At 72.1% G+C, this 26,759-nt stretch carries 20 protein-coding genes and 1 pseudogene; 9 read left to right on the top strand and 12 right to left on the bottom strand.

The genetic code is table 11. The annotated features are described in order from the left end of the window. Nucleotides 1-178 precede the first annotated feature (178 nt). The 3 genes from HCN51_RS00100 to HCN51_RS00090 are packed head-to-tail and all read right to left on the bottom strand — an operon-like array spanning nt 179 to nt 3,274. Nucleotides 179-796 carry a PepSY domain-containing protein gene (locus HCN51_RS00100; protein WP_168005393.1) on the bottom strand — a complete coding sequence of 206 codons (618 nt, stop codon included), beginning with the start codon at nt 794-796 and terminating at the stop codon, nt 179-181. Between the two features lie 58 nt (nt 797-854). Beyond that, nucleotides 855-2,963 carry an excinuclease ABC subunit UvrB gene (gene uvrB / locus HCN51_RS00095; RefSeq protein WP_080040967.1) on the bottom strand — a complete coding sequence of 703 codons (2,109 nt, stop codon included), beginning with the start codon at nt 2,961-2,963 and terminating at the stop codon, nt 855-857. A gap of 35 nt (nt 2,964-2,998) precedes the next feature. Further along, a complete protein-coding gene (locus HCN51_RS00090; RefSeq protein ID WP_240972315.1) occupies nt 2,999-3,274 on the bottom strand; it encodes a helix-turn-helix transcriptional regulator in 276 nt (91 codons plus the stop codon). A 141-nt stretch (nt 3,275-3,415) separates the two neighbouring features. Here HCN51_RS00090 and HCN51_RS00085 point away from each other — a divergent pair, with 141 nt between their 5' ends. The 3 genes from HCN51_RS00085 to HCN51_RS00075 are packed head-to-tail and all read left to right on the top strand — an operon-like array spanning nt 3,416 to nt 7,043. Continuing rightward, entirely contained in the window at nt 3,416-5,017 is a 1,602-nt protein-coding gene (locus tag HCN51_RS00085; RefSeq protein ID WP_168005391.1) for an SPFH domain-containing protein, read from the top strand. A 1-nt stretch (nt 5,018) separates the two neighbouring features. Then, on the top strand, nt 5,019-6,260 hold the full coding sequence (locus tag HCN51_RS00080; protein WP_080040969.1) for an SPFH domain-containing protein: 1,242 nt from the start codon (nt 5,019-5,021) through the stop codon (nt 6,258-6,260). Between the two features lie 9 nt (nt 6,261-6,269). Then, on the top strand, nt 6,270-7,043 hold the full coding sequence (locus tag HCN51_RS00075; protein ID WP_080040970.1) for a sporulation protein: 774 nt from the start codon (nt 6,270-6,272) through the stop codon (nt 7,041-7,043). 3 nt (nt 7,044-7,046) lie between these two features. On the opposite strand, the gene HCN51_RS00070 is transcribed toward HCN51_RS00075, so the two are convergent. Then, nucleotides 7,047-7,832 (bottom strand): class I SAM-dependent methyltransferase, encoded by a 786-nt coding sequence (locus tag HCN51_RS00070; protein WP_168005389.1) that lies wholly within the window; start codon nt 7,830-7,832, stop codon nt 7,047-7,049. A gap of 169 nt (nt 7,833-8,001) precedes the next feature. Here HCN51_RS00070 and HCN51_RS00065 point away from each other — a divergent pair, with 169 nt between their 5' ends. The 4 genes from HCN51_RS00065 (at nt 8,002) to HCN51_RS00050 (ending at nt 10,809) form a co-directional block, all read left to right on the top strand. Then, nucleotides 8,002-9,033: a hypothetical protein gene (locus HCN51_RS00065; RefSeq protein ID WP_240972287.1), complete on the top strand. Its 1,032-nt coding sequence runs from the start codon at nt 8,002-8,004 to the stop codon at nt 9,031-9,033. Beyond that, the gene (locus HCN51_RS00060) at nt 9,030-9,647 is read left to right on the top strand and encodes a hypothetical protein (RefSeq protein WP_168005387.1); all 618 of its coding nucleotides are present in this window, start codon (nt 9,030-9,032) and stop codon (nt 9,645-9,647) included. Before HCN51_RS00065 ends, HCN51_RS00060 begins: the two co-directional genes overlap by 4 nt. A gap of 11 nt (nt 9,648-9,658) precedes the next feature. Further along, nucleotides 9,659-10,459, top strand: coding sequence for an inositol monophosphatase family protein (locus HCN51_RS00055; protein ID WP_080040972.1), 801 nt, complete (start codon nt 9,659-9,661; stop codon nt 10,457-10,459). 107 nt (nt 10,460-10,566) lie between these two features. Next, entirely contained in the window at nt 10,567-10,809 is a 243-nt protein-coding gene (locus HCN51_RS00050; protein ID WP_168005385.1) for a hypothetical protein, read from the top strand. A gap of 12 nt (nt 10,810-10,821) precedes the next feature. On the opposite strand, the gene HCN51_RS00045 is transcribed toward HCN51_RS00050, so the two are convergent. Next, on the bottom strand, nt 10,822-11,994 hold the full coding sequence (locus HCN51_RS00045; RefSeq protein ID WP_168005383.1) for an SLC13 family permease: 1,173 nt from the start codon (nt 11,992-11,994) through the stop codon (nt 10,822-10,824). 57 nt (nt 11,995-12,051) lie between these two features. On the opposite strand from HCN51_RS00045, the gene HCN51_RS00040 reads away from it, so the two are divergent. Next, entirely contained in the window at nt 12,052-17,613 is a 5,562-nt protein-coding gene (locus HCN51_RS00040; protein WP_168005381.1) for a TIR domain-containing protein, read from the top strand. 21 nt (nt 17,614-17,634) lie between these two features. On the opposite strand, the gene coaE is transcribed toward HCN51_RS00040, so the two are convergent. Next, nucleotides 17,635-18,237, bottom strand: a complete 603-nt coding sequence (gene coaE, locus HCN51_RS00035) for a dephospho-CoA kinase (protein ID WP_080040976.1) — start codon at nt 18,235-18,237, stop codon at nt 17,635-17,637. A 33-nt stretch (nt 18,238-18,270) separates the two neighbouring features. Here coaE and HCN51_RS63330 point away from each other — a divergent pair. After that, nucleotides 18,271-18,582, top strand: a pseudogene (locus HCN51_RS63330) (Clp protease N-terminal domain-containing protein); the annotation flags it as partial. A gap of 265 nt (nt 18,583-18,847) precedes the next feature. Here the strand turns inward: HCN51_RS63330 and HCN51_RS00030 are convergent. The 6 genes from HCN51_RS00030 to polA all read right to left on the bottom strand — a co-directional run. After that, nucleotides 18,848-19,318: a GNAT family N-acetyltransferase gene (locus HCN51_RS00030; RefSeq protein ID WP_168006331.1), complete on the bottom strand. Its 471-nt coding sequence runs from the start codon at nt 19,316-19,318 to the stop codon at nt 18,848-18,850. A gap of 13 nt (nt 19,319-19,331) precedes the next feature. Continuing rightward, nucleotides 19,332-21,044, bottom strand: a complete 1,713-nt coding sequence (locus HCN51_RS00025; RefSeq protein WP_168005379.1) for an alpha/beta hydrolase — start codon at nt 21,042-21,044, stop codon at nt 19,332-19,334. A gap of 129 nt (nt 21,045-21,173) precedes the next feature. Beyond that, entirely contained in the window at nt 21,174-22,307 is a 1,134-nt protein-coding gene (locus tag HCN51_RS00020; RefSeq protein WP_168005371.1) for an epoxide hydrolase family protein, read from the bottom strand. 143 nt (nt 22,308-22,450) lie between these two features. Then, nucleotides 22,451-23,932, bottom strand: a complete 1,482-nt coding sequence (rpsA, locus tag HCN51_RS00015) for a 30S ribosomal protein S1 (protein ID WP_080040980.1) — start codon at nt 23,930-23,932, stop codon at nt 22,451-22,453. A gap of 192 nt (nt 23,933-24,124) precedes the next feature. Beyond that, entirely contained in the window at nt 24,125-25,249 is a 1,125-nt protein-coding gene (locus HCN51_RS00010; RefSeq protein ID WP_080040981.1) for a polysaccharide deacetylase family protein, read from the bottom strand. Between the two features lie 107 nt (nt 25,250-25,356). Beyond that, nucleotides 25,357-26,759, bottom strand: a 1,403-nt coding sequence (gene polA / locus HCN51_RS00005) for a DNA polymerase I (protein ID WP_168005369.1), incomplete at its 5' end; no start/stop codon positions are given.

The raw sequence follows: 26,759 nt of genomic DNA, 5'->3' as shown, positions 1-26,759 counted from the left end.
ACCGCGACTCACCCGGCCGCCCCAGGCCACGCCGCCGCTCATCCGGCCCCCAGGCCACGCCGCCGCCCACCCGACCTCCCGGGGCGTCGCACCGCCGCCCATTCGGCCGTCCCAGGCCGCACCGCCGCTCGCCTCACCGTCCCGGGCCGCACCGCCGCTCACCCCGGCGGCCCTGGCGTTACGTGGTGGCGCTGTTGTTCCTGGTGACCGTGCCCGTGGCGGCGTCGATGGCGACCTCGTGCTTCGTCCCGCCCGGTGTGAGGACGTCCGCCTCCCACACGGTCTTCCCCTGCTCGGTGTCGAGGTTGAGCTCCGTGATCCGCCCCTCCGGCACCGCGGCCGCGATCTTGTCAGCCGCCTGGGCGTAGTCGAGCTTGGCCGCCGACACCCGCGCCCGGTGCTTGGCCTTGTCGGCGGCGTCCTCCTCCTCGGTGGTGGGGCCGCCGACGACCTTGCCGGACTCGACGTCCAGCTGGTGCTCGGTGCCGTCCTGGCCGACGACCTGCACCTCCCACAGCCGACCGTTCTCCTCGGTCTCGATGGAGACGAGGGTGGAGCCGGGCACGGCGCCGAGCGCCGCCCGCGCGGCCTGCTTGAGGTCGCCGGCCCCCGGCGTGCCCTGCGGCGCGGTGGTGGCCCCGGGCGTGCCCTGCGGTGCGGTGCTGGCCGTGGCCGTGCCGATGGACGGCCCAGGCGAGGACCGTACGGCCAGCCGCTCCACCTCGCGCAGGACGGTGCCGCAGCCCCCGGCCAGCACCGACGCGCCGACCAGGGCCGCGATGATCGTCTTGTTCATACCCTGGACGGTGCCCACCTACGGGTGAAGCATTCGCCCAGGTCAGAAGGCATACGACCTATTGAACTCCGGCCTCGCGCATGTCGCGCAGCTCGCGCTTGAGCTCCTTGATCTCGTCGCGCAGCCGGGCCGCCACCTCGAACTGCAGGTCGGCCGCCGACTGGTGCATCTGCTCGGTCAGCGACTCGATGAGCGACTCCATCTGGGCGCGCGGCATCTCGCCGGCGATGGCCTTGGCGTGCTGGCCGGCCTGCCGGGCGGCGAAGCCCGGCACGGGGGCCTTGCCGCGCGACTGCTGCCGGCCGCCGCCCATGAGCTGCTGGGTGTCGGCGTCCTCGCGCGACAGAGAGTCGAGGATGTCGGCGATCTTCTTGCGCAGCGGCTGCGGGTCGATGCCGTTGGCCTCGTTGTAGGCGATCTGCTTGGCGCGGCGCCGGTTGGTCTCGTCGATCGCCCGCTCCATCGACGGGGTGACCTTGTCGGCGTACATGTGGACCTGCCCGGACACGTTACGGGCGGCGCGGCCGATGGTCTGGATGAGCGAGGTCTCCGAGCGCAGGAAGCCTTCCTTGTCGGCGTCGAGGATCGCGACCAGCGACACCTCGGGCAGGTCGAGGCCCTCGCGCAGGAGGTTGATGCCGACGAGGACGTCGAACTCGCCGGTGCGCAGCTCGCGCAGCAGCTCGATGCGGCGCAGCGTGTCGACCTCGCTGTGCAGGTAGCGGACCCGGATGCCGAGCTCCAGCAGGTAGTCGGTGAGGTCTTCGGCCATCTTCTTGGTCAGCGTGGTGACCAGGACGCGCTCGTCGCGCTCGGCCCGCTCGCGGATCTCGTGCACGAGGTCGTCGATCTGGCCCTTGGTGGGCTTGACCACGATCTCGGGGTCGACCAGGCCGGTCGGACGGATGACCTGCTCCACCACGTCGCCCTTGACCCGCCCCAGCTCGTAGGGGCCGGGCGTGGCCGACAGGTAGACCGTCTGGCCGATGCGCTCCAGGAACTCCTCCCACTTCAGCGGCCGGTTGTCGAGCGCCGACGGCAGCCGGAAGCCGTGCTCGACGAGCGTGCGCTTGCGGGAGGCATCGCCTTCGTACATGGCGCCGATCTGCGGCACGGTCTGGTGGGACTCGTCGAGGACGAGCAGGAAGTCTTCGGGGAAGTAGTCGAGCAGGGTGTTGGGCGCGCTGCCGGGCTCGCGGCCGTCCATGTGGCGCGAGTAGTTCTCGATGCCGGAGCAGGTGCCGACCTGCCGCATCATCTCGATGTCGTAGGTGGTGCGCATGCGCAGCCGCTGCGCCTCCAGCAGCTTGCCCTGCCGCTCCAGCTCCGCCAGCCGCTCGGCCAGCTCGGCCTCGATGCCGGCCACGGCGGCGGCCATGCGCTGCTCGCCGGCGACGTAGTGGGAGGCGGGGAAGATGTAGAGCTCTTCGTCTTCGGTGATGACCTCGCCGGTGAGCGGGTGCATCGTGGAGAGCTTCTCGATCTCGTCGCCGAACATCTCGATGCGCACGGCGAGCTCTTCGTACTTGGGGATGATCTCGATCGTGTCGCCGCGCACCCGGAACGTGCCGCGCGTGAAGGCCAGGTCGTTGCGGGTGTACTGCATGTCGACGAGGCGGCGCAGGAGCTGGTCGCGGTCGGTCTCCATGCCGACGCGCAGCCGGGTCATGCGGTCGACGTATTCCTGCGGCGTGCCCAGGCCGTAGATGCACGACACCGACGCGACCACGATGGTGTCGCGGCGGGTGAGCAGGGAGTTGGTGGCCGAGTGGCGCAGCCGCTCGACCTCGTCGTTGATCGAGGAGTCTTTCTCGATGTAGGTGTCGCTCTGCGGGACGTACGCCTCGGGCTGGTAGTAGTCGTAGTACGAGACGAAGTACTCGACCGCGTTGTTGGGCAGCATCTCGCGCAGCTCGTTGGCGAACTGGGCGGCGAGGGTCTTGTTGGGCTGCATGACCAGGGCGGGCCGCTGCAGCCGCTCGATCAGCCACGCGATCGTGGCCGTCTTGCCGGTGCCGGTGGCGCCCAGCAGGACGCTGTCCTTCTCCCCGGCCTTGACGCGGCGCTCCAGCTCGGCGATGGCCGTCGGCTGGTCGCCCGATGGAGTCATCTCGGTGACGACCTCGAAGGGCGCCACCTTCCGCTGCAAATCAGTGACCGGTCGCATGCTGCCACTGTAGGCGGCCCGACCGACAGAAACAGTCAGGCCGAGCGCTGCCCGATGCGGGGGAAGGGCGTGGTGGAGAAGACCACCTCGACCGGAACCTCGAAGTATGCGGCGATGCGCAGCGCCAGGTGGAGCGAGGGGCTGTACTCGCCGCGTTCGAGATAGCCGATGGTCTGGTAGTGCACCCCCAGGGCGTCGGAGAGCTGCCTGCGGGTGACGTTCCGCTCTGCGCGCAGCAGCGCGATGCGGTTGTAGACGGTCTCGCTCATCAGGCCGTAGTTTCTCAGGTCGAACGCCGCCTCGGCGCTCATCGCGGGCGGACGGCCCACCCCGAGGGCCATCTATAGCACACCTACTACGAGTCGCACTACACCTGTGACACCACCTTGCAAGCGAACAGCAAGTCATACCCGATACGGTCTAAATCGCCTGTAGCGGAAAAGGAAGGTTCGATGTCACGACCCAGAGAGGCACTGATCCAGGCAGGTCAGGGCATAGCCCAGGCGGTGGCCCAAGGGGGTGACGTCAGACAGGCGATGGGGCAGGCCATGGGGCAGGTCGTCGACCAGGCCGGGCAGCTGGCCGGCCAGGCCCCCGGCTTCAGGCTGAACGCGAGCGACTTCGCCGCCGCCCGCGACGGCGGCGCCTCCGTCGGCACCCTCATCGAGGCGAGGTCGGCCTCGCTCAACGAGGCCGGCGAGATCGTCAACCGCAGCTTCGCCGAGAACGGCATGCACGTCATCTCGCCCGTGGTGATCCCCAAGGGCAGCACCGCCAAGGTGATCGTGCCGCTGGGCATCCTCGTGGCGCTGGGCCTCATCGGGGCGCTCGGCAACATCGTCCCCAACGCCGAGGTGATCTTCGGCCCCCACTACTGGGTCGTGCTGGTGCTGGCCGCGGTGTTCCTGTGGTGGCGGCGCAGCGTGGTGATGGTGCCCGAGGGCTGCAAGGCGCTCATCACCCAGTTCGGCAAGCTGGTGCACATCGCGGACCCGGGCCGGGTGACGCTGTTCAACCCGTGGAAGCGGGTCAGCTACATCGTCAACACCACCCGCGAGTACCCGTTCAACGCGCCGATCAGCGAGGCGCCCACCCAGCAGGGCGTCAAGGCCAGCGTGGACCTGTTCCTGCAGTTCAGGATCGAGAACCCGGCGGAGTTCATCTTCGTGCTCGGCTCGGTCAGCGGCTTCCAGTCCAAGCTCCAGAACGCCATCAGCGAGGTCACCCGCTCGCTCATCTACGCCCAGCGCGCCGAGGAGATCTACGACCTGGTCGGCGAGAGCACGCTCGGCATGCTGGAGAGCCTCAACCAGCAGTTCCTGCCCGCCGTGCGGCTCACGGACGTCAACATCACGCACGCCGAGCCGTCCAGCCAGGAGTACCGCATGGACCTGGCCGCCCCCGAGATGGTGCGGGTCGCCAAGGAGGCCTACACCTACGAGTACGAGCTCCAGCTGCGCAAGGAGCAGAACGAGGGCGACCTGGTCAAGGAGCTGGCCGGGCTGCAGGAGACGCTGAGCGCCATCCAGGCCGAGATCGCCGGCTACCAGGCCCGCATGGACACCGCGTACGAACGCGCCACCCACCAGGCCACCGCGCAGGCCAGGCAGCGCCTGGTCGAGGCCGAGTCCACGGCGAACGCCAACGCCGCGCTCCTGGAGGCGCAGGCGCTGGACATCAGGGCGCTGTCGGCCGCCGAGGCCCCCGAGATCCTCGACTACCGCTTCCAGCAGGACCTGCTGGCCAAGCTGGAGTCCGTCGCCACCAGGCTGCCGCAGGTGGTGCAGGTGGGCGAGCAGACCGACATCGACTTCCTGGCCCTGGCCCAGCAGCTCGTGGGCGGCAAGGACGCCACGCTGTTCTCCGCCGACGACATGGCCGCCATCCGCGGCAGGCTCGACGAGATCGCCGCCCGCGTGCGCGACCGTGAGGACGAGATCGCCGCGCTGCTCACCAAGGCCGCCGCCGATGTCACGGAGGCACCCGCGCCACCCGCGCCGGACGCCGAGCTGGAACGCACCGTCGAGCGCCTGCTGCCCGGGAAGGAGGTCTGAGATGAGCCGCGAGTTCTCGAAGATCAAGGAATCGCTCGCCTCCTGGGGCGAGATCCGCCAGCTCCTGCGCGGCGGCGAGCAGGGCCAGCTCGTGCCCGTCGTCATCCCGAAGGACCGGCGCGGCTTCGCCTGGATGACGCTGGTGTTCCTGGCGATCTACTTCGCCGGCATGGCCGCGCTGACCGACTTCAAGCTGATCGGCGCGGCGGCGGCGCTGGTGTTCCTGCTGCTGGCGCTGCTGACGATGTGGCGCAAGGCCATCATCGAGATCGAGGAGGGCACCACCGGCGTGCGCAGCCGCTGGGGCGCCATCACCGGCACGCTGCCGCCCGGCCGCCACTACCTCTGGCTCCCGTGGGACCGGGTGGACGCGGTCGTCGACACCTCCACCGAGATCCCGTACTCGGCGCCGATCGTGGCCTGCCCGACGGCCGAGAACGTGCCGCTGAAGTCGATCGAGTTCTTCCTGAAGTTCAGGATCGTGGACCCGGTCGCGTTCGTCCGCACGATCGGCGCGGGCAACTTCGACCTGGTGCTGTCCAGCGCGGTCCAGGACGCGATCAGGCAGCGCAGCCGCCGGGTCAACACCGAGCGCGCGTACGACCTGCGCGGCTCCGACGTCGGCGACATGCAGGACGCGCTCAACCGCCAGCTCGGCCGCTACGGCGTGCGCATCACCGGCGCGAACATCCCCGACGTGCAGCTGCCCGACCAGTACCAGCAGCACCTGGCCACCCGCGAGAAGGTCGCCAAGGAGCTGTCGGCCTACGAGCGCGAGTGGGAGCTGACCCGCAAGCGCCGCATCGACACGCTGCTGATGGAGATCGAGCGCTCCAAGAAGACCCGTGACGCCCGCGTCGTCGAGGTCAAGGCCGCCCACAACAAGGCGCGCAAGGACGTCGCGCGCATGCTGGAGGAGCAGGAGACCGAGGCGCAGCGGGTGACGTGGGAGATCGAGGCGCGCGGCCGGGCCGAGCTGACCGCCGCCGAGAACGAGGCCAAGGCGCTGCGCCGGCTGGCCGAGTCGTACCGGGACAACCGGGCCGTGCTGCAGTACGAGCTGGCCCGCAGGCGCCTCGACGTGGGCGCCAAACTGGCGGAGAACGCGCCTCAGCCGCTGGTCGTACGCACCCAGCAGGGGCAGTCGGACTCCGCGCTGTCCACCCTTCTCCTGGCCCAGTTGCTCCCCCGCATCTCGGGTACAGGGACAGGCCAACTGAACGGCCACACACCTTCCGCTTAGGAGAACCCCATGGTGTTCCGCAAGTTGATGGCCGCGTTCGGCGCGGGCGTCGAGGTTGACACGGTGCTGACCGACACGGGCGTGCGCCCCGGCGAGCCGCTGCGCGGCGTGGTGCACTTCCGTGGCGGCAACTCCGACTACAAGGTCGAGGGCATCCACATCGACCTGACCGCCGTGGTCGAGGTCGAGTCGGGCGACAACGAGTACAAGACGTCCTACAGCTTCCTGCGCCAGCAGGTGGCGGGCACCTTCCAGCTCGCGGCGGGCGCGCAGCACCAGCAGCCGTTCGAGATCACGATCCCGTGGGAGACGCCGATCAGCGCGATCGCCGGGCACCCGCTGCACGGCATGAAGCTGGGCGTCCAGACGGAGCTGGCGCTGGCGGGGGCGCTCGACAAGGGCGACCTCGACCCGTTGTTCGTCAGCCCGCTGCCGGCCCAGGAGTACGTGATCGCCGCGCTCGACCGGCTGGGCTTCCAGTTCAAGAAGGCCGACCTGGAGCGGGGCACGCTGTACGGCTCGACGATGCCGTTCTTCCAGGAGATCGAGTACTACGCGGGCGGGCAGTGGCGGCGCCACTTCAACGAGCTGGAGCTGACGTTCATCGCCGGGCCGCGGCAGATGGACGTCATCCTGGAGGCCGACAAGCGGGGCGGCTTCCTGACCTCCAGTCACGACGCCTACAACCGGTTCACGGTCCGCTACGACCAGCCGCCGCACGAGGCGGACGTGGCGCTGCAGCGCGGCCTGGAGCAGATGGCCCGGCATCGCGGCTGGTTCTGATCGTCAGGCGGTGGAGATCGCGAGCAGGTGGCCGCTGACGCCGAGCAGTGACGGCTCGCACTCCAGGCGGCGGGCGGCGTCGAGCAGCAGCTCGCGCCGCCCTTCGTCGTCCAGCCAGTCGTCGAGGTCGCCGTAGAGACCGAAGGCGCCCTCCAGGCCGTGCAGGCGCGGCTCGGGCAGGCCGGCCGCGGCGAATTCGGCGAGGATCTCCCCGGGCAGGTGGCCGTAGCCGCGGAACCCGCCCTCCTTCGAGGAGATGATCACGCCGGTGTCGAGGGAGCGGTAGTCGGCGGCCCGCGACTCCTCCCGGACGAACGTGCCGAGGCGGATGCTTTCGTGCAGGCAGGCGTACCGGCTGATGAACGCGGCGGCCACCAGGCCGCCGGCGCGGACGGCGCGGCGGGCCTCGGCCAGCGCGCGGACCCGGTCGGCGCGCTCCGGCAGGTGGTACAGAGGGCCCAGCAGCAGCACCGCGTCAGCTCGCCCGTCCGGGACGGGCAGCGCGCGGGCGTCGCCGAGGCGAGAGTGCACGCCGGGCAGCTTCCCCGCCTCCTCGACGTGCAGCGGGACGGGGTCGACGACCTCGACGTCGTAGCCGCCGGCGGCCAGCCACTCGGCGTGCACGCCCGTGCCGCCGCCGACGTCCAGCACCCGTGCGGGCGCGGGCGGCAGGGTGCGGCGCAGCACGTCGCGGGTGCGCCAGTACTCCAGGCGGCCCCGGCCCTGCCGCAGGCGGGTCAGCTCGCCCCCGCGCTCGTAGTACGCCATGACGGCGGGATCCATGATCATGCTCTCCGATGCTAGGGAACCGGGCGATCGGGGCGCGAGGCAATATTGCGCGGCATCGCGCGCTAGGTGATCGCTCCTTTCCGTGTGCTGACACTCGCATGACGCGCTCGTTACCATGACCACGGGACTGATTGATCGTCGGACGGCGGGGCGAGCGATGGCACGGTTCATGGCGGCGTTGAAGAGGACCGCCCCATGGGCGGCACGCAACGCGGACGGCGCCATCGCCCTGACCCTGGCGATCGTGGTCGGCGTGCTCGGCATCATGCCCGACGAGATCTTCGGCGCCGCCCCGCAGGGCGAGGAGATCCAGCGCCAGCTCGTCACCGCCGCGACCCTGGTGATCCTCGCGCTGGTGGCCACCGCGCTGCTGCGCGACCGTGCCCGGCAGGCGCCCGTGGAGAAGACGATCACCTCAGGGGTGCTGGCCGAGCTGCCCGTACGCCTGGCCCGCCTGGAGGAGATCGAGACCCTGGCCCACAGCACCCGCAGGGCCCTTGACTCCCTGCAGCTCGTCCGGGTGCTGGGCAGCCGGCAGGAGATCGCCCAGTCGCACGCCGAGGCCCGCCGCGACACCACCCGGTGGAGCTTCAAGGGCGGCACCGGCACCTACCTGCGCGCGGTCACGCTGCCCGCGTGCGTGGCCGCCGCGCGCAAGGACAAGCGGCACCTCAGGGTCAGCGTCGAGATCATCGATCCGACGAACGTGGAGGTCTGCGAGACCTACGCCCACTACCGCCGCTCGCTGTCCGACGCCCCCGACGGCACCGGCGAGACGTGGACGACCGACCGGGCCAGGAAGGAGTCGTACGCGACGATCCTGGCCGCCTTCTGGCACCGCCAGCGCTACGGCCTGCTCGACATCGAGGTGGGCCTGTCCTCGACGATGACCACGTTCCGCTGGGACCTGTCCTCCAGCCGCCTGATCATGACGGTTGAGGACCCGAACATGGCGATGACCGCGCTGGCCGACACGTTCTACTACGAGAACTGCGACACCGAGCTGCGGCTGAGCCTGGAGCAGGCGCGGCGGGTGCCGCTGGAGATGTACAAGAAGGTGCCGCTCGGCGACGAGCCGACCATCGAGGAGGTGCAGGAGCTGTTCGAGCGGATCGGGGTGCCCCTGCCCAGGTCGTACAACGGGCGCGACGTCGTCGACATCGCCCGCAAGGCCCTGCGCGCTCTGGACCCGTACTCATGAGCCTGAGCGGCGTGCGCGAGGTGCTGCGCGCGGGCGAGGCCAGGGCGTGGGCGCTGGCGGAGCTGGCGCGGCCGGGCCTGACGGCGGTGCGGCATCCGCTCGGGTTCGTCTGCCTGCCGCTGGAGCGCGACGGCGGCGAGGGGGTATGCCTGCACCTGTGGACCGACTCGCTCGCGCACGCCGAGAGCACCACCTCGCAGATCCACTGCCACAGCTGGGACCTGGTCAGCCACGTGCTCTACGGCCAGGTGCGCAACGTGCACGCCGTGGTGGACGACGCGGCCGAGCGTGCCACGCACCGCGTGTACGAGGTGGTCAGCGACGCCGGCGGCGACCGCATCTCGCCCACCTCCCGCACCGTGCGGCACTCCACGGGCCTGGTCGAGGTCTTCGGCCCCGGCGACACCTACACGCTGGCCGCCGACCGCTTCCACAGCAGCGTGGTGCCCGAGGGCGGCGAGGCGGCCACGATCGCGCTGGGCCGCGGCCGGCCCGGCAGCCGCGACCTGTCGCTCGGCCCGCTGTCCGGCGGCCCCCATCACGTGTCCAGGCAGCCGCTGGACGCCTCGGAGACGGCCCTGGCCATCCGCACGATCACCGCGCACCTGACCTGAGAGGGCACCCGATGGACCTGGATCACGCTCGAACGGTCGCCGTCGAGGCCGCCGAGGCCGCGGGCGCGCTGCTCCTGGAGGGCATGCGGGGCGCGCTCGGCACCCGGGCCAAGGGCGCGGCCGGCGACGTGGTGACCGATCTGGACCTGGCCTCGGAGAAGCTGCTGCTGGAGCGGATCCTGACGGCGTACCCGTCGCACACCGTGATCGCGGAGGAGTCGGGGCTGGTGGGGGCGGCGGGCGGCGAGTGGACGTGGCTGGTGGACCCGCTCGACGGCACCAACAACGTGGCCATCGGGCTGCCGACGTACGTGGTGGGGGTGGCGTTGTGCCGGGGCGGGCTGCCGCTGCTGGGCGTGGTGCACGACCCGGTCTCCCGCCAGACGTGGTCGGCCCTGCGCGGCAGGGGGGCGCTGGCCTCGTCGGGCGCGCGCCTGGCGCCCCCGTACGCGCCGAGCCCGCACGGGCCGCTGCTGGCCTGGACGCAGGGGTACGGCATCGCCAGGGACGACGCGACCGTGCGCCGGCTGAAGGAGCGGCTCGACCTCAACGCCCGCCGCGTGCTGCAGCTCTGGGCGCCGCTGCTGGCCTGGGCGATGCTGGCGCGCGGCGACATCGACGGCATCGTCGGCTACCGGGCCGGGGTGGTGGACCTGCCGGCGGGGGCGCTGCTGGCGCAGGAGGCGGGCATCGAGATCAGGGGGCTGGACGGCGGCCCGTACGAGGAGTGCGTGGACGGCCCCGGCGACGAGCGCAGCTTCGTGGCCGCCCATCCGCGGGCCCTGCCGGGCCTGCTCTCCCTGCTCCGCTGAGGAAAAGTACGCGGATAATCTGTGTCCTTCGCCGATGAGTTCCGCCGCGGCTCGATGTCTATTGAGTGGGTGCCGGAGAACGGCGCCACCGCGGAGAGGAGCCCGACATGTTCACCACCACCGACCTGGCCCAGGTGCTCTTCGTCACCACCCTCCAGCCGTCCGACGAGCTGTCCCCGTCCGCGATCCGCGAGGCCGTGGACGAGCGGCTGTGCGCGTGCGGCGGCGACGCGTCGTGGTGCGCGGCGTTCGTGGCGCAGGAGGCCGGCGACCACCCCGAGACGTACGTGCGCCGCATGCGCTGGGCCCTGGACGCGGTCGCGGACGCCTACGCGCTCACCGCCGCCTGATCAGCCTTTCGTTCAGCCGAAGGTGACCAGCGCCCACACGGTCGCGGGCAGCCCGACGACGGCCAGGCCCGCGCCGGTGAGCAGGAAGCGGCGCATCGGGACGCGCACGTCGTGGCGGCGGCACGACTCGAACCACAGCAGGGTCGCCAGCGACGCCCACGGGGTGATGACGGGGCCGACGTTGGTGCCGGCCAGCAGGGCCAGCAGGCGGTTCTGGTCGGCGGCGGGGATGACGGTCTCGATCGCCTTGTAGGCGGGCAGGTTGTTGATCAGGTTGGACAGCCCGGCGCCGACGGCGGCGGTGCGGTAGGGGTCGCCCTCGGTGCCGATCATCCAGGTCATCAGGGCCGAGAGGCCGTGGATGCTGAGCGTGGGCACGACCAGGAACAGGCCGGTCACGAAGACGACGAGCTGCCAGGGGATCAGGCTCCAGGTCAGGCGCTCGCGGGCGCGCAGCGCGAACGCGGCCACCACGACGGCGGCCGCGGCGCCGGCGGCGATCGCGACGTGCATCTCGACGAGCAGCAGGCCGATGAACAGCACGCACGCGGCCGAGGCGGCCCCGAACAGCACGCGGTCGCCGACCGGCGTGAGCACCGGCGGGGTGTAGCGCAGATCGCGCCGCTCGCCGCGCCGCCAGTAGAACACCCACAGGAACGCCATCGTCACCAGGATCGCGGCGGCCTGGGGCGCCCACATGCGGGCGGCGAACTCGGTGGCGTCGAGGCCGATCTTGCGCATGCCGAGGAGGTTGGTGAGGTTGGAGACCGGCAGCAGGAGGCTGGCGGTGTTGGCCAGCCAGATGGTGGTCATGGCCAGCGGGAGGGCGGCGATGCGGGCGCGGGGGGCGAGGGCGAGCATGACGGGGGTGAGCAGCACCGCCGTCGTGTCCAAGTTCAGAAATATCGTGACAAATGACGCAAAAAGGACACAAAGAAAGAAGAGGGCGGCGTAGTTGCCACGTCCGAGCACCGCCATCCGCGCCGCGATCGCGTCGAAGACCTGCGCCTCCTTGGTCAGCTCGGCCAGCACGATGACCGCCACCAGGAAGATCAGCAGCGGGCCGATCTCCCGCAGGCTCGTGACCGCCTCGGCCCACGGCAGCAGCCCGGTCGCCACGAAGACCAGCCCGAGAGCCAGCAGCCCGACCCTGATCCAGTCGAGTACGCCAAGACGCCGCCACACCCGAAGATGATCGCACACCCGCTGCCGAACCCCGGCCCCGCAAGGGATACTGGACGAATGGCACGTGACGGCAGGCCGACCGACATCTTCGTCAGCTACTCCCCGGCCGACACGGCCTGGGCCACCTGGATCGCCTGGGAGCTGGAGGCGGCCGGCTACCGCACCATGATCCAGGCCTGGGACTTCGTGCCCGGCACCAACTTCATCGACTTCATGGACCGCGGGGTCAGCGAGGCCAAGCTCGTCGTGGCCGTGCTCTCGCGCAACTACCTGGGCTCGCGCTACGGCCGGCTGGAGTGGCAGGCGGCGCTGCGCGCCGACCCCGACAACCCCTCCAACAAGCTCGTCACGATCCGGCTGGAGGACGTCCCCCTGGAGGGGCTGCTGTCCACCATCACCTGGGTCGACCTGCTGGGCGTCACCGACCCGGGCGAGGCCAGGGCGCTGCTGCTGGGCCGGGTCAGGGAGGCGCTGGCCGGCCGGGCCAAGCCGGAGGCCGCGCCCGCCTTCCCCGACGGCTCCCCCGTGTCGGCGCCGGTGCCCGCGCCCACCCTGCCGCCGCCCGCCGAGCCGGCCAGGGCGCGACGGGCCCCGATCGCGCCGCCCGTCTTCCCGCCGGTCACCACCGAGAGCCGGGGCCGCGACTCGATCAACGTGCTGCACATCGGCGGCCCCCGGTTCGGGCGGGCGCTGCCCGACCCCGGTGACCCGTTCACGCCCGAGGACATGCAGGCCCGCGTCTGGGCCGACCTGACCGCCCTGTACGACCGCGGCATGCCGCGCCCCGACCTCATGATCGTCAGCGGCGACCTCACCGAGTCCGGCAGCCTGGGCCAGTACGCCCAGGCCACCCGGTTCGTCACCGACCTGCGGCTGCTGCTCGGCCTGGAGCCGCACCGGCTGGTGCTGCTGCCCGGCCCGCGCGACGTCACCAAGGCCGCCGCCAGCGCGTACTTCCTGACCTGCGAGGCCGATGACGTCAGCCCGCAGCCGCCCTACTGGCCCAAGTGGCGGCACTTCGCCACCCTGTTCGGCGAGCTGTACCAGGGGCTCGACGACCGGGTGTTCGACAGCGGGCAGCCGTGGACGCTGTTCGAGGTGCCCGATCTGAAGGTGGTCGTCGCGGGGCTCAACTCCACGATGGCGATGAGCCACCTGGAGCGCGACGCGTACGCGATGCTCGGGGAGGCGCAGGCGGCCTGGTTCGCCGAGCGGCTGCGGCCCTACGAGGAGCGCGGATGGCTGCGGCTGGGCGCGATGGGGCATCCGCCGGAGGAGCTGACCGACGCGCCCACGTACGAGCGGCTGCTGGGTCACCGCATCAACCTGCTCTTCCACGGTGGCGCCGGGCAGCCCGCCGAGGGGCGCGTCGGCGCGCCGCGCTCGGGCCGGCACCAGCTCGTGCAGATCGGCCCCGACGGGATGCGCACGTGGGTGCCCGACGCGGAGCCGCCGGAGCACGTGCACGTGCGCTGGCGGGCCGCGCAGGCCACGTTCACCGGCGAGAGCCAGGCCGAGCGGCCGCCCGCCGCCAAGCCGGAGGAGCGCGTGCCGAGCCCGGTGGAGCTGCTGCTCGACCGCATCACCGAGGTGTGCGAGGCCAGGCACGAGCGGGCCAAGATCCGCCGGTTCGACACGCACCTGGTGGTCACCCAGGCGGAGGACGGGTTCGTCCGCCAGACCATGATCGGCGCGCACGTGGGCCCGCTGGACGAGCGGGCCGCCTCCGCGTTCGCCCGGCTGGCGCACGCCGGCGGCCTGGCCGCCGAGCTGGTCTACCAGGGGCCGCCGGCGCCGCGCTCGCTGCGCGACGACCTCATGCGCATGGGGGTGCGGCTGCGCAGCTTCACCGAGTTCCAGGGCCTGCTCGACCTGAGCGGTTACGTCGCCGAGCAGACCGCCAGGCTGACCGCCGACCGGCGCTACCCGCCCGCCCTGTACGTCCCGCAGCGCTACCGCGAGCTCGACCGCCCCGGCAGCCAGGTCCAGCAGGGCCTGACCGACGAGCTGATGCGGCTGCTGGCCGCCGACCACGGCCGGTTCCTGCTGCTGCTGGGCGACTTCGGCCACGGCAAGACGTTCGCGCTGCGCGAGCTGGCCCGGCGCATCCCGGCCGAGCTGCCGCACCTGACGCCGATCCTCATCGAGCTGCGCGCCCTCGACAAGGCGCACTCGGTGGACGCGCTGGTCGCGGCCCATCTGGCCAGCCACGGCGAGGAGGTGATCGACCTCAAGGCGTTCCGCTACCTGCTGCGGCAGGGGCGCATCGTGCTGCTGTTCGACGGGTTCGACGAGCTGGTGACCCGGCTGACGTACGAGCGGGCGGCCGACCACCTGGCCACGCTGCTGGCGGCGGCTGAAGACAAGGCGAAGATCGTGGTGGCCAGCCGCACGCAGCACTTCAAGTCGCACAGCCAGGTGCTGACCGCGCTCGGCGAGATGGTCGGGATGCTGCCGCAGCGGCGGGTGCTCAGCGTCGAGGACTTCACGCCCGACCAGATCCGCTCCTACCTGGCCAACCGGTTCGGCGGCGGCGAGGCGGCCGGCGCCCGCATGTCGCTGATGAGCGAGATCGAAGACCTGCTGGCCCTGGCCCAGAACCCGCGGATGCTCAGCTTCATCGCCGACCTCGACACCGACCGGCTCCGTACGGTGGCCGAGGCCCGCCACACGCTCAGCCCGGCCCTGCTGTACGAGGAGATCCTCACCTCCTGGCTGGTCTTCGAGGAGCGGCGGGCCCGCGTCCCCGGCTCGCCCGCCGGGCTCACCGTCGAGGACCTGTGGCAGGCGGTGACGGCGCTGGCGGTGCGCCTGTGGGAGTCCGGCGAGGCGCTGCTGGCCTTCGAGGAGCTGACGGAGATCGGCGAGACGCTCACCGACCTGGCCGACGGGCAGCTCACGGCCGCGCACGCCGCGTTCCGGATGGGCTCGGGCAGCCTGCTGGTGCGCACCGAGGAGGGCATGTTCGGCTTCATCCACGCCTCGGTGATGGAGTGGCTGGTCGCCCGGCGCATCGCCGCGACGCTCGACGACCCGGTCCTGCTGGCGCGCCGGCCGCTGTCGGCGCTGACCGTGGAGTTCCTGTGCGACCTGGGCGACGTACGCGCGCTGCGGGCGTGGGTGAACGATCCGCCGCCGGACGACGTGTCCAGGGCGAACGCCGTCAAGATCGCCGCCAGGCTGCGCACGCCCGCCCGCGCCGACCTGCGCGGCGCCAACCTCAGGGGCGAGGACCTGTCGGCCCGCGACCTGCGGGAGGTCGACCTCACCGGCGCCGACCTGTCGGAGGCCACCCTGGCCGGCACGAACCTGTCCAGGGCCACCCTGCGCGACGCCAAACTCGTGGGGGCCCGGCTCGACGGCGCCCAGCTCACCGGGGCCGACCTGCGCGGCGCCGACCTGTCGGGGGCGCGGCTGGCGCAGGCGGACCTGAGCGACGCCGCGCTCGACGGCGCCCGCTGGCACCGCGCCTCGCTGATCAACGTCACCGGCACGCTGCCGCGCCTGCCCGGCGCCGCCGTGGTGCCCGGGCAGCCGGTCGAGGTGCAGTTCGCGCCGGCCGGCATCGGCGTCCCGTACGGCTACCACTTCCAGACCAGCCGCCTGCCCGAGCCGATCGCCTACAGCCCCGACGGCGCCACGATCGCGGTCGGCAACGAGGACGGCGGCGTGCTGCTGTGCGTCGGCGGCGCGCCCGTCCGCACCTTGCAGGGGCACCGGGGCCGCGTGTACGCGGTCGCGTTCGCCGGCGACCTGCTGGCCACCGGCGCCAGCGACGGCGTCGTGCTGCTGTGGGACGCGCTGAGCGGCGAGCTGCTGCGCCGCCTGGAGTGCCACCCCGGCGGCGTCTGGCCGGTGCGTCTGAGCCCGTCCGGCGAGCTGGTGGCGGCCGGCGGCGGCGACGGCGTCGTCCGTGTCTGGGAGACGGCCACCGGCCGGCTCGTCCACGAGCTGGCCGGCCACCGGGCGCCCGTCTACACCGCCTCCTTCGGCGGGTCGGCGCTGGTGACCGGCGACTCCGCGGGCGTGGTCCGCGTCTGGGACCTCGGCTCAGGGCAGGTCAAGGAGACGCTGGGCGAGCACCGGGGCAGCGTCTACCGCGCCGTGCACAGCCCCGACGGGCGGCTGCTGGCCACCGGCGACGAGGCCGGCACCGTCCGGCTGTGGGACACCCGCACGTGGCGGCTCACCCACGAGCTGACCGGGCACCTCGGCAGCGTCTACTGCGTGGCGTTCGCGCCCGACGGCTCGCTGCTGGCCAGCGGCGACACCGCGGGCAGCGTCCGCGTGTGGGAGACCTCCGGCGAGGCCCGCGGCGTGCACACCACGCACGCCGCGGCCGTGTACCAGGTCGCGTTCGGCCCCGACGGGCAGAGCCTGGCCAGCGGCGACGCCAACGGCGTCGTCCGCCTGCAGCGGCTCGGCGCCGCCCAGCGGGTCGAGCTGACCGGGCACCGCAGCTCGGTGTGGCCGTTCGCGTTCAGCCCCGACGGGCGTCAGCTCGCCACCAGCAGCAACGACGGCACCGTCCGCCTGTGGGACCCGGAGACCGGCCAGTGCCAGCGCGTGCTGCGCGGCCACGGCCGGCGCATCTCCTCCGCCCGCTTCAGCGCCGACGGCACCATGCTGGCCACCAGCGGCAACGACGGCGTCGTCCGCCTGTGGGAGCCGCGCACCGCCCGCCGGCTGCGCGAGTTCACCGGCACCGCCGACCGGCTCATCTCCGCCACGTTCTCCCCCGCCGGGCCCGCCCTGGCCACCTCCAGCAACGACGGCGGCGTGCACTTCTGGAACGCCGCCACCGGCGACTACGAGCGCGAGCTGCACGCCGAGACCGACCACGTGTGGGCCGAGGCGTTCAGCCCCGACGGGAACCTGCTGGCCACGGCCAACGACGACGACAGCGTCCGCATCTGGTACCGCCCGACGGGGCGGCTGGCGGGCGAGCTGCTCGGCCACCGGGGGCGGGTCCGCTCGATCGCGTTCAGCCCCGACGGCGCGTACGTCGCCACCGGCTGCGACGACCACGCCGTCCGCCTGTGGGAGCCCGGCACCGGCCTGCGCGTGGCCCGCCTCGACGGGCACACCGACCGGGTCTACTCCGTGGCGTTCTCCCCCGACGGCTCCCTCCTGGCCAGCGCCGGCAACGACGGCAAGGTGCTGCTGTGGGAGCCGCGCCAGGGCCGCCTCGTCCGCACGCTCGACCTGGAGGGGCAGCGGCTGTGGAGCGTCGCCTGGGACGCCTCCGGCCGCCGCCTGGCCACCGGCGGCGACGACACGCTGGTCCGCGTCTGGGACGCCGCCACCGGCCGCCTCCTGCACACCCTGGCCGGGCACGCCCGGCGGGTCTGGTCGGTCGCCTTCAGCCCCGTCGAGGACCTCTTGGCCAGCGCCGGCGACGACGGCGTGGTGATCCTCTGGTCGGGCGGCTCCCGCCGCGCCACCCTCCTCGGGCTGCCCGAGGGCTGGGCCGCCCTGGCCCCCGACGGGCGATACAAGGTGCAGGGGGAACCCGGCGGGCAGTTCTGGCACGTGGTGGGGATGTCGCGGTTCGAGCTGGGCGAGCTGGACCCGTACCTGCCGGGAGTGCGGCAGGTGCCGCTCGACTCGCCCTTCTAGGCGTGCCGCCGCCGCTCGCGGTCAGCCGCGGGCGGCGCGCGCGAGCAGGTCCTGCCAGACCTCCTCCACCCGCGCGTCCAGCTCCTGCATCGAGCCGTCGTTCGGGATCACGATGTCGGCCGCCGCCAGCCGCTCCTCGCGGGTCGCCTGCGCCGCGATGCGGGCCTTGGCGTCGGGCTCCGGCATGCCGCGGTGCTCGGCCAGCCGGCGGATGCGTAGATCGTCGGGGGCGTCGACGACGATGACGACGTCGTACATGGGGGCCAGGTTGTTCTCCACCAGGAGCGGCACGTCGTACACCATGATCGTGTCGTCGGAGGCGGCCCGCTGCAGCTCCGCCACCCGCTCCCCCACGAGCGGGTGCACGATCGCGTTGAGCGCCGCCAGCTTCTCGGAGTCGGCGAACACGACCGAGCCCAGCTTCTCCCTGTTGAGCGAGCCGTCCGGGCGCAGCACCTCCTCCCCGAACGTGGCCACCACCCGCGCCAGGCCGGGCGTGCCCGGCTCCACCACCTCGCGCGCGATCCGGTCGGCGTCGATCACCATGGCGCCCTTGGCCGACAACCGCTTGGCCACCTCGCTCTTGCCGGAGCCGATGCCGCCGGTCAGTCCGATCTTCAGCACGCCAAAAGCCTATCCAAGGCGCATCATCGGAGCATGACGAGCTGGATCGTACGGGCCGCCCACGAGCAGGCGGCGGCCGCCGGCGACGACTGGGTGGGGCCGTGGCACGTCGTGCTCGCCCTGCTCAACGGCGACTCGCTCGCCGCGCGGGTGCTGCGCGAGGCGGGGCTCGACCACGAGCGCGCGCTGGAGCTGCTGCCCCGCCACGGGCGGCCGGGGCACCACCGGGGCGGCGGCTTCGCCAACCCGGCCTTCCACAAGCTGCACGGCATCGCGACCGGCCTCGCCCTGGCCGACGGCGAGCGGGTGCCGTCGCCCGAGCACTGGCTGATCGCGCTGGCTCACGACTCCGACACGGAGCGGGCGCCGACGCCGCTGGAGCCGTTCGGGGTGGCGCCGGAGGAGGTGCTGGCGGCGCTGCGCCGCCACGGCGTGGGGGTGCCGCCGCTCGGCGCGCCCGCGTACGTGCGCTGGCGCGGCCGGCACCAGATCGTGGTGCCCGCCGCCGAGCTGCAGGCCGTGCTCGACCGGCTGAGCGCCGAGCACCCGCCCGGCTCGGAGTGGCGGTGGGGCTGGAACTGGGTGGACGACGACCTCGGCCGCGCCATGATCATCGCGGAGGAGGGGATCGATCTGGCGTCCTACGCAGGTACACCACCGTCAGGTGATCGTCCATCCGCTCCCGGCTCGTCTCCCGGTAGCCCAGCCGGCGGTACAGCCGCAGGTTCCCCTCCGACAGGTGGCCCGTGAACAGGTCGAACGCCTCGGCTTCCGCCACCTCCTCGTGCAGGGCCCGCAGCAGCGCGGTGCCCACGCCCTGCCCCTGCCGGTCGGGCGCCACGACGAGGCGGCCCACCAGGCAGGTGGTGCCCGACAGCCGGCCCCGGACGGCCCCCACGATGCGCGTGCCGTCGAGCGCCTTGAGCACGAGCGCGCCCTCGATGACCTTGCGCACCTGCTCCAGCGACTCGACGAGAGGCGGGATGTACGGGTCGCCGTAGAGCTGCGCCTCCGTGAGGTAGGCGGCGCGCTGCACGGTGAGGATCTCGCCCGCGTCGGCGGGCTCGGCTCGTTCGATCACCACCTGCGGCAGCCTATCTCAGGGCCGCCGTCAGCTCCCCCGGGCAGCGGGTACGCGCGCGCGGCGTCGTACCGTTGACGAGAAAGTCGTGCACGCGGGTGCGCAGGCAGGTCGCGCGCAGCTTCGCGGCCCCCTGCATCAGGTACGCGCCGTGCCCGTCACCGTGCCACAACACGGCGGCGCCGGGGATCCTGGCGGCCACCCGCGCGGCGCCCCAGGCCGGGCTCTCGACGTCCAGCCGCCCGATCCCCACCAGCACCTTCGGCACCCTGGCCGACCTCGCGGCGGCGGATCTCACCCCCAGGTGGGCCGGGCGTGGCGGCCAGCTCGGGCCCGCCCCGATGCCCAGGCAGCGGCCCACCTCCTCCCGGGCCGTCGGCCAGCCCACGCGGGGCGCGATCGCCCGCAGCCGCGCCTCCATCGCCAGGAAACGCCGGTATGCGGGGACCGCGGGCATGAAGTCGTGGCAGTGCAGCGACCGCGCCACCGTCGCCGGCGCCACGGGCTCGGCGGGGGCCGCCATCGCCGCCAGCGGGCCCGCGTCGCCCGCTCCGGCCGCCGCCAGGGCACGGGCCAGCTCGGGCCAGCGCTGGGGGGCCAGGCCGGCGAGCACCCCGGTCACGACCTCACGGGCACTCACGGTACGCACCGCACCGGCGTGCAGGGGCGCCCCTCCGCCCAGCAGCGTCCGCTCCCCCCGGTCACCGGGCAGCGGCGCCTGCTCCGGCTGGTGTCCAGGCAGGGAGGCACGTCGGGACGGGGCGCCGGGCAGGGGTGTGCGGCCGGTGGGGGCGCCGGGCAGGGGGGCGGGTGGGCCGGTGGGCGAAGGGGCGTGGGTGAGGAGGGCGTCGAGGACCTTCAGGGCGTCGTCCCCGGCGAGCGGGCATCCCGCCCGGCGGGCGCACCAGTCGCGGAAGGCGGTGAGCTGCCGTTCGGCCGCCCGCGCCCGCGCGATCAGCCGCCGCCCCACGCTGGGCTGCCCGTGGTCCGGCACTCCCTCCAGGTACATCCGCTCCACCCGCCGCGGGAACAGCTCCAGGTACGCCTGCCCGTACACGGCCCCGTAGCCGTTGCCGAAGTACCGCAGGCGCGGCTGCCCGAGCGCGGCGCGGACGGCGTCGAGGTCGTGGGCGACCTGCCAGGACGTGAGGCCGGCGTAGGCGGGCCCGGCGGCGATGCGGCAGCTGCGGTCGTAGGCGGCGTTGTCGCGGGCGTACCGGCGCCACGCGTCCGCCCCAGGGGTGAGCTGGAGGCGCCGGGGGTCGGGCTGGGGCACGGAGCAGCGGACGGTGGCGGCGCTCCCCCGGTCGCCGATCCCGCGCGACCCGACGAGCACCACGTCGAACCAGCGCGCCAGCTCGCTCACGCCGTCGGGCCGCGCCCGCGCGTCCTGGATGGTGGGCCCCGCCCCGGTGCTCACGACGAGCGGGCCGAGGCTGCGGGCGGGGTCCCGCGCGGGCATCCTGGCCAGGTCGATCTCGGTACGCGGCCCGCGCGGCCGGCCCCAGTCGACCGGCACGGCCAGCTTCGCGCACTCCAGCCCGTCTCCGCACGCCCACCACCCCACCTGGCCCCCCGGCGCCGCCGAGGGAACCGGAGTCAGGGCGCGGAGTGCCCCCGGAGCCGAGGCGGCCAGCGCGCTCGGAGAGGCCAGGGCCGAGGCGGCCAGCGCGCCTGGAGAGGCCAGGGCCGAGGCGGCGATCACCGCCGTCAGCACAGCTGTCACCCGCTGAACCATGCCCACTGCGTCACCCCTTGGGAGAGTCGCGACCACCAGCGCCGCCGCCCAGTTTCCCAGTGAGTGATCCCGCAGGTCACAGCCTTGCAAAGGCCGTAGGTAAAATCTCGCGCCCCCTCAGCGAATCGTCCGGAAAAACTCCCTGATGCCCTCCACCAGCGTCTCAGGCACCGCCATCCCGACCATGTGGCTGGGGCTGTGCGCCTTCCCCCAGTACCGGATGTCGTTGCCCCGCTCGGCCACCCGCCGCAACACCTCGGGCCCGCCGTGCGTCACCCCCGTGGGCACGGCCGTCTGGGAGATCGGCAGCCCGGCCGCCCCTTCGTAGTACGTCCAGGAGGAGGAGCCGCCGGTGCCCGTGAACCAGTACAGGCTGGCGTTGGCGAGCACGAGGTCACGGTCCACGGGCTCCTCCTCCGACCCCCACCCGTCGAACTCCTTGAACCTCTCCACGAGGTACGCGAGCTGCGCCACCGGCGAGTCGGTGAACCCGTGGGCGAGCGTCTGGGGCCGGGCGGCGAGGTAGGGCCCGTACCCGCTGCCGCCGCTCATCCAGGCGCTCAGCTCCTCCAGCTCGGCCAGGTCCTCCGGGGAGAGCCCGTCGAGCTCGCCGGGCCGGCCCTGGGGGATGCCGAGCCCGGCGGTGATGACCGAGCCGATGACGTGCTCGCTGTCCAGCGCGGCGAGCTGGGGGGTGACGAGCGCTCCGGCGTCGTTGCCGTGGGCGCCGTACCGGTCGTACCCGAGGCGGCTCATCAGCTCGGCCCAGGTGCCTGCCACCCGTTCGACGCTCCAGGGCCGCTCGTCGGCGGGCTCGGGGAACGGCGAGAAGGCGAACCCGGGCAGCGACGGCGCCACGACGTGGAAGGCGAGAGCGGGGTCGAGGCCGTGCCGGCGCGGGTCGGTGAGCGGCCCGATCACGTCGAGGAACTCGACGACGGAGCTGGGCCAGCTGTGCGTCATGATCAGCGGCAGCGCGTGGGGCTCGGGCGAGCGCACGTGCAGGAAGTGGATCGGCTGCCCGTCGATGACGGTGCTGTACTGCGGGAACTCGTTCAGGCGGGCCTCCTGGGCCCGCCAGTCGAACCCGTCGGCCCAGTACGCGGCCAGCTCCCGCAGGTGGCCCACCGGCACGCCCCTGCTCCACCCGCCGGGCAGTTGCGCGGCCCACCTGGTGCGGCGCAGCCGGTCGCGCAGGTCGTCGAGGTCGGGCTGCGGGATGGCGATGCGGAAGGGCTTGATGTCGTTCATGCCCCTCACGGTAGGAGGCGACGCGGCAAGGACCGTTCCGCGTTCAAAGCCTGAGGAAAAACGCGGAAGGCCCCGCACGGCGAACCGTGCGGGGCCTTCCGGACTACCTGCGCCTCAGGCGGCCGAAGTCCTCGAAGAGGACGTCAGCTCTGGCCGCCCGCGAGCTTCTCGCGCAGCGCCGCGAGCGCCTCGTCAGAGGCGAGCGCGCCGCTGGCCGGAGCCGACGAGGAGCTGCCGGACTGCGCCGGCGTCTCGCCCTGGTAGGACGTGGGGGCGGCCTCTCCGGCCTCCGCCTCGGCCTTGCGGGCCTCCTCGATCTGCTTCCTGTGGGCCTCGAAGCGCTGCTGGGCCTCGGCGTACTGCCGCTCCCACTCCTCACGCTGCTTGTCGAAGCCCTCGAGCCACTCACCCGTCTCGGGGTCGAAGCCCTCGGGGTAGATGTAGTTGCCCTGCTCGTCGTACGTGGCCGCCATGCCGTAGAGGGTCGGGTCGAACTCGACCTCGGCGCCGACACCCTCGTTGGCCTGCTTCAGCGAGAGGCTGATGCGGCGACGGTCGAGGTCGATGTCGATGATCTTCACGAAGATCTCGTCGCCGACCTGGACGACCTGCTCCGGGATCTCCACGTGGCGCTCGGCCAGCTCGGAGATGTGGACCAGGCCCTCGATGCCCTCCTCGACCCGGACGAACGCGCCGAACGGCACCAGCTTGGTGACGCGGCCCGGCACGACCTGGCCGATCTGGTGGGTGCGGGCGAACTGCTGCCACGGGTCTTCCTGGGTGGCCTTGAGCGACAGGGAGACGCGCTCGCGCTCCATGTCGACGTCGAGGACCTCGACCGTGACCTCCTGGCCGACCTCGACCACCTCGGACGGGTGGTCGATGTGCTTCCAGGACAGCTCGGACACGTGGACCAGACCGTCGACGCCGCCGAGGTCCACGAACGCACCGAAGTTGACGATCGAGGAGACGACGCCCTTGCGGACCTGCCCCTTCTGGAGGGTGTTGAGGAACGTCTGGCGAACCTCGGACTGGGTCTGCTCGAGCCAGGCGCGGCGCGACAGGACCACGTTGTTGCGGTTCTTGTCGAGCTCGATGATCTTCGCCTCGAGCTCGCGGCCGACGTAGGGCTGCAGATCGCGGACGCGGCGCATCTCGACCAGGGACGCCGGGAGGAAGCCACGGAGGCCGATGTCGAGGATGAGACCACCCTTGACGACCTCGATGACGGTGCCGGTGACGATGCCGTCCTCGTCCTTGATCTTCTCGATCGTGCCCCAGGCGCGCTCGTACTGAGCCCGCTTCTTGGACAGGATCAGGCGCCCTTCCTTGTCCTCCTTCTGGAGAACCAGGGCTTCGACGTGCTCCCCGACCTCCACGACGTCAGCGGGATCGACATCGTGCTTGATCGAAAGCTCACGCGAGGGGATGACACCCTCGGTCTTGTAGCCGATATCGAGAAGAACCTCGTCTCGATCGACCTTGACGACGGTGCCCTCGACGATGTCGCCGTCGTTGAAGTACTTGATGGTCTCGTCGATCGCCGCGAGGAAGGCTTCCTCGGACCCGATGTCGTTGACCGCTACCTGCGGGGTGCTCGAGGTGGCCTCAGTGCTGGACGTCATGTGTGGAATTGCTCCGAACGCGGACAGGATGTCGATGTGGCGGATGCGCGGCAGGCCCTCTTCCGCATCAAGCCGAGGAATTACGACATCGACGTGACCGAGCGCGAGCCCGCTCCGTCTGAGGCGCGCGCGAGCCCACAGCGCAGCGATCAGCATATGAGACCTTCGCCACTGGGTCAATCCGGGGAGACGTCAGTAGGCGATGACCTGGAGCCCTCGCTTGGTCACGATATTACCGCGAAGTGACTCCGGCACGGAGATCCGCTCCGGGTCGCCATCGCTGACGTAACGCTCACCAGGGTGCTTGTCCAGCCACTCCAGCCAGTACTGCGAGCACCACTTGCGGCACTCGCCCTTCTTGCCGTTGCTCTGGATGCGCTGGATCGCCCCGGGGTCGAACTTTTTCGCGTAGGGCGAAAGCGACGGCTCGGCCCCGGCGAGGAACACGCCGGCGAAATCATACCGCGTGCCGTCCCAGGACCCGGTCCGCGCGGCCTTCTTGGGCCGGGGCATCGACCCGTACGGCAGGGCCATCGTCTGCGACGGCGGCGCGCCGAGCTTCTTGAGCAGGCGCTCGACGCGGACGATCTGCTCGCTGACCTTCTTGCGCTTGAGCACCCTCAGGTTGGGGTGGCCCCAGGTGTGGTTGGCCACCTCGTAGCCGTGGTCGACCAGCCAGCGCACGGCGCTCTCCTGGGCGGCCCTGTCGCGCAGCCCGAACGGCTCCCTGTTGACCCAGAACGTGGCCACCGGGCGGAAGCCGGGATAGCGGCTGGCCACGTCCTGGATCACGGCCACGGCCGTGTCGGGCAAGGGCTGACCGTCGGCGCCGAGGCCGAACTGGCTGGGGTGCCCGTCGTCGAAGGTGAGCACGACGGGGTACTTACCGGCCGGCACGTGAATGTCACCGGTCACGAACTCCCTGGCGGTGATCGGCACGTAGCCCCGCTCGGCCAGCCGCTCCAGCTCCTTCCTGAGCTGGTCGGGCGTGCGGTCGATCGAGGCCAGCCGCTTGGCCAGGATGCGGTGGTACATCAGGACCGGCACCAGGCCCGCCTCGTTGGCGCGCACCTGCCGGGCGAAGTCGGGGGTGGCCACGACCCCGGGCGGCTGCCCGACCGGGCTCGTGGACGGCGCCGGAGCCTCTGACGGCCCCGCCTCAGGCGACGCGGGGCGCTCCTGGATCCGGGCGGCGCCCTGCGGCGCGGCGGCCGGCCGGGGCTCGCCAGGTAAGAGGCTCAGCCCGATGATCGCCACCGTGATGACGACGGCGTTCGCGATGCCGATGACCCGCGTGAGGGACCCTGGTATCCGCACGAAACTCCCGGCCGCTCGGTGAAAAACGGTCTTCCCAGGCTAGTGGAACATCCGGGACACGGCCCGCCGCACTGCGCCCTTGGAGGGCCCCTTGAGGGCCCCTCAGGTCAGTGCCCCGCGTCCTCCCAGGTACGCCCCACGCCCACCGAGACCTCCAGCGGCACCCGCAGGTGGTAGGCGGCGTTCATCTGGTCGCACACGAGCTGCGTGAGCCGCTCCAGCTCGCCGGGCGCCACCTCGAACACCAGCTCGTCGTGCACCTGCAGCAACATCCGCGAGGCCAGCCCCTCCTCGCGCAGCGCCTGGTGCACGTGGAGCATGGCGACCTTGATGATGTCGGCGGCCGAGCCCTGAATGGGGGCGTTGAGCGCCATCCGCTCGGCCATCTCCCGCCGCTGGCGGTTGTCGCTGGTGAGATCGGGCAGGTAGCGGCGGCGGCCCATGATCGTCTCGGTGTAGCCGTCGGTGCGGGCCTGGGAGACGATCGCGTTGAGGAAGTCGCGCACGCCGCCGAACTCCTGGAAGTACTCCTCCTTCAGCGCCCGCGCCTCGGCCACCGGGATGTTGAGCTGACCGGACAGGCCGAAGTCGGACAGGCCGTAGGCCAGGCCGTAGTTCATGGCCTTGATGCGGGCCCGCAGCTCGCCGTCGATCTGCTCGGGCGGCAGGTCGAAGACGCGGGCCGCGGTGGCCTGGTGGAAGTCGTGGCCCGACTCGAACGCCTCGATCAGCGACTCGTCGCCCGACAGGTGGGCCATGATGCGCAGCTCGATCTGGCTGTAGTCGGCCGTCAGCAGCGTCTCGTAGCCCTCGCCGACCGTGAAGCCCTGCCGGATGCGGCGGCCCTCGGCGGTGCGGATCGGGATGTTCTGCAGGTTGGGCTTCTCCGACGACAGCCGGCCGGTGGCGGCGATGATCTGGTTGAACGTGGTGTGGATGCGCCCGTCGTCGGAGATCTCCTTGATCAGGCCCTCCACCGTGGTGCGCAGCTTCTGCTGGTCGCGGTGGCGCAGCATGATCGTGGGCAGCTCGTGCTCGGTCTGGGTGGCGAGCCAGGCGAGCTGGTCGGCGTCGGTGCTGTAGCCGGTCTTGATCTTCTTGGTCTTGGGGAGGTTGAGCTTGGTGAACAGGATCTCCTGGAGCTGCTTGGGCGAGCCCAGGTTGAACTGCTCGCCCACCGAGCGGTGGGCCTCCTCCACGGCGTGCTTGACCGCGGCCCCGAACTCGGCCTCCAGGCCGGCGAAGTATTCGCTGTCGACGGCGATGCCGGCCCGCTCCATCTCGGCCAGCACCGACAGCAGCGGCAGCTCGACGTCGGCCAGGAGCTGGGTGCCGCCGCGCCCGGCCAGGAACGTCTCCAGGGCCTCGGCCAGCTCGCGCACCGCGTGGGCGCGCAGCGCGAGGTCTTTGGCCGGGGCGTCCTCGTCGTCGCCGAACAGCGCGGCCTGCCCGCTGGGCTCCTCCTCGGCCCGCAGGTCGCGGTGGAGGTAGCGCCTGGCCAGGTCTTCGA

The sequence above is a fragment of the Nonomuraea composti genome, from assembly GCF_012034275.1.
GTDB classification, from domain to species: domain Bacteria; phylum Actinomycetota; class Actinomycetes; order Streptosporangiales; family Streptosporangiaceae; genus Nonomuraea; species Nonomuraea composti.
Note: the sequence above shows the minus strand (reverse complement) of the source record. Positions and strands in the feature narration are given on the sequence as shown.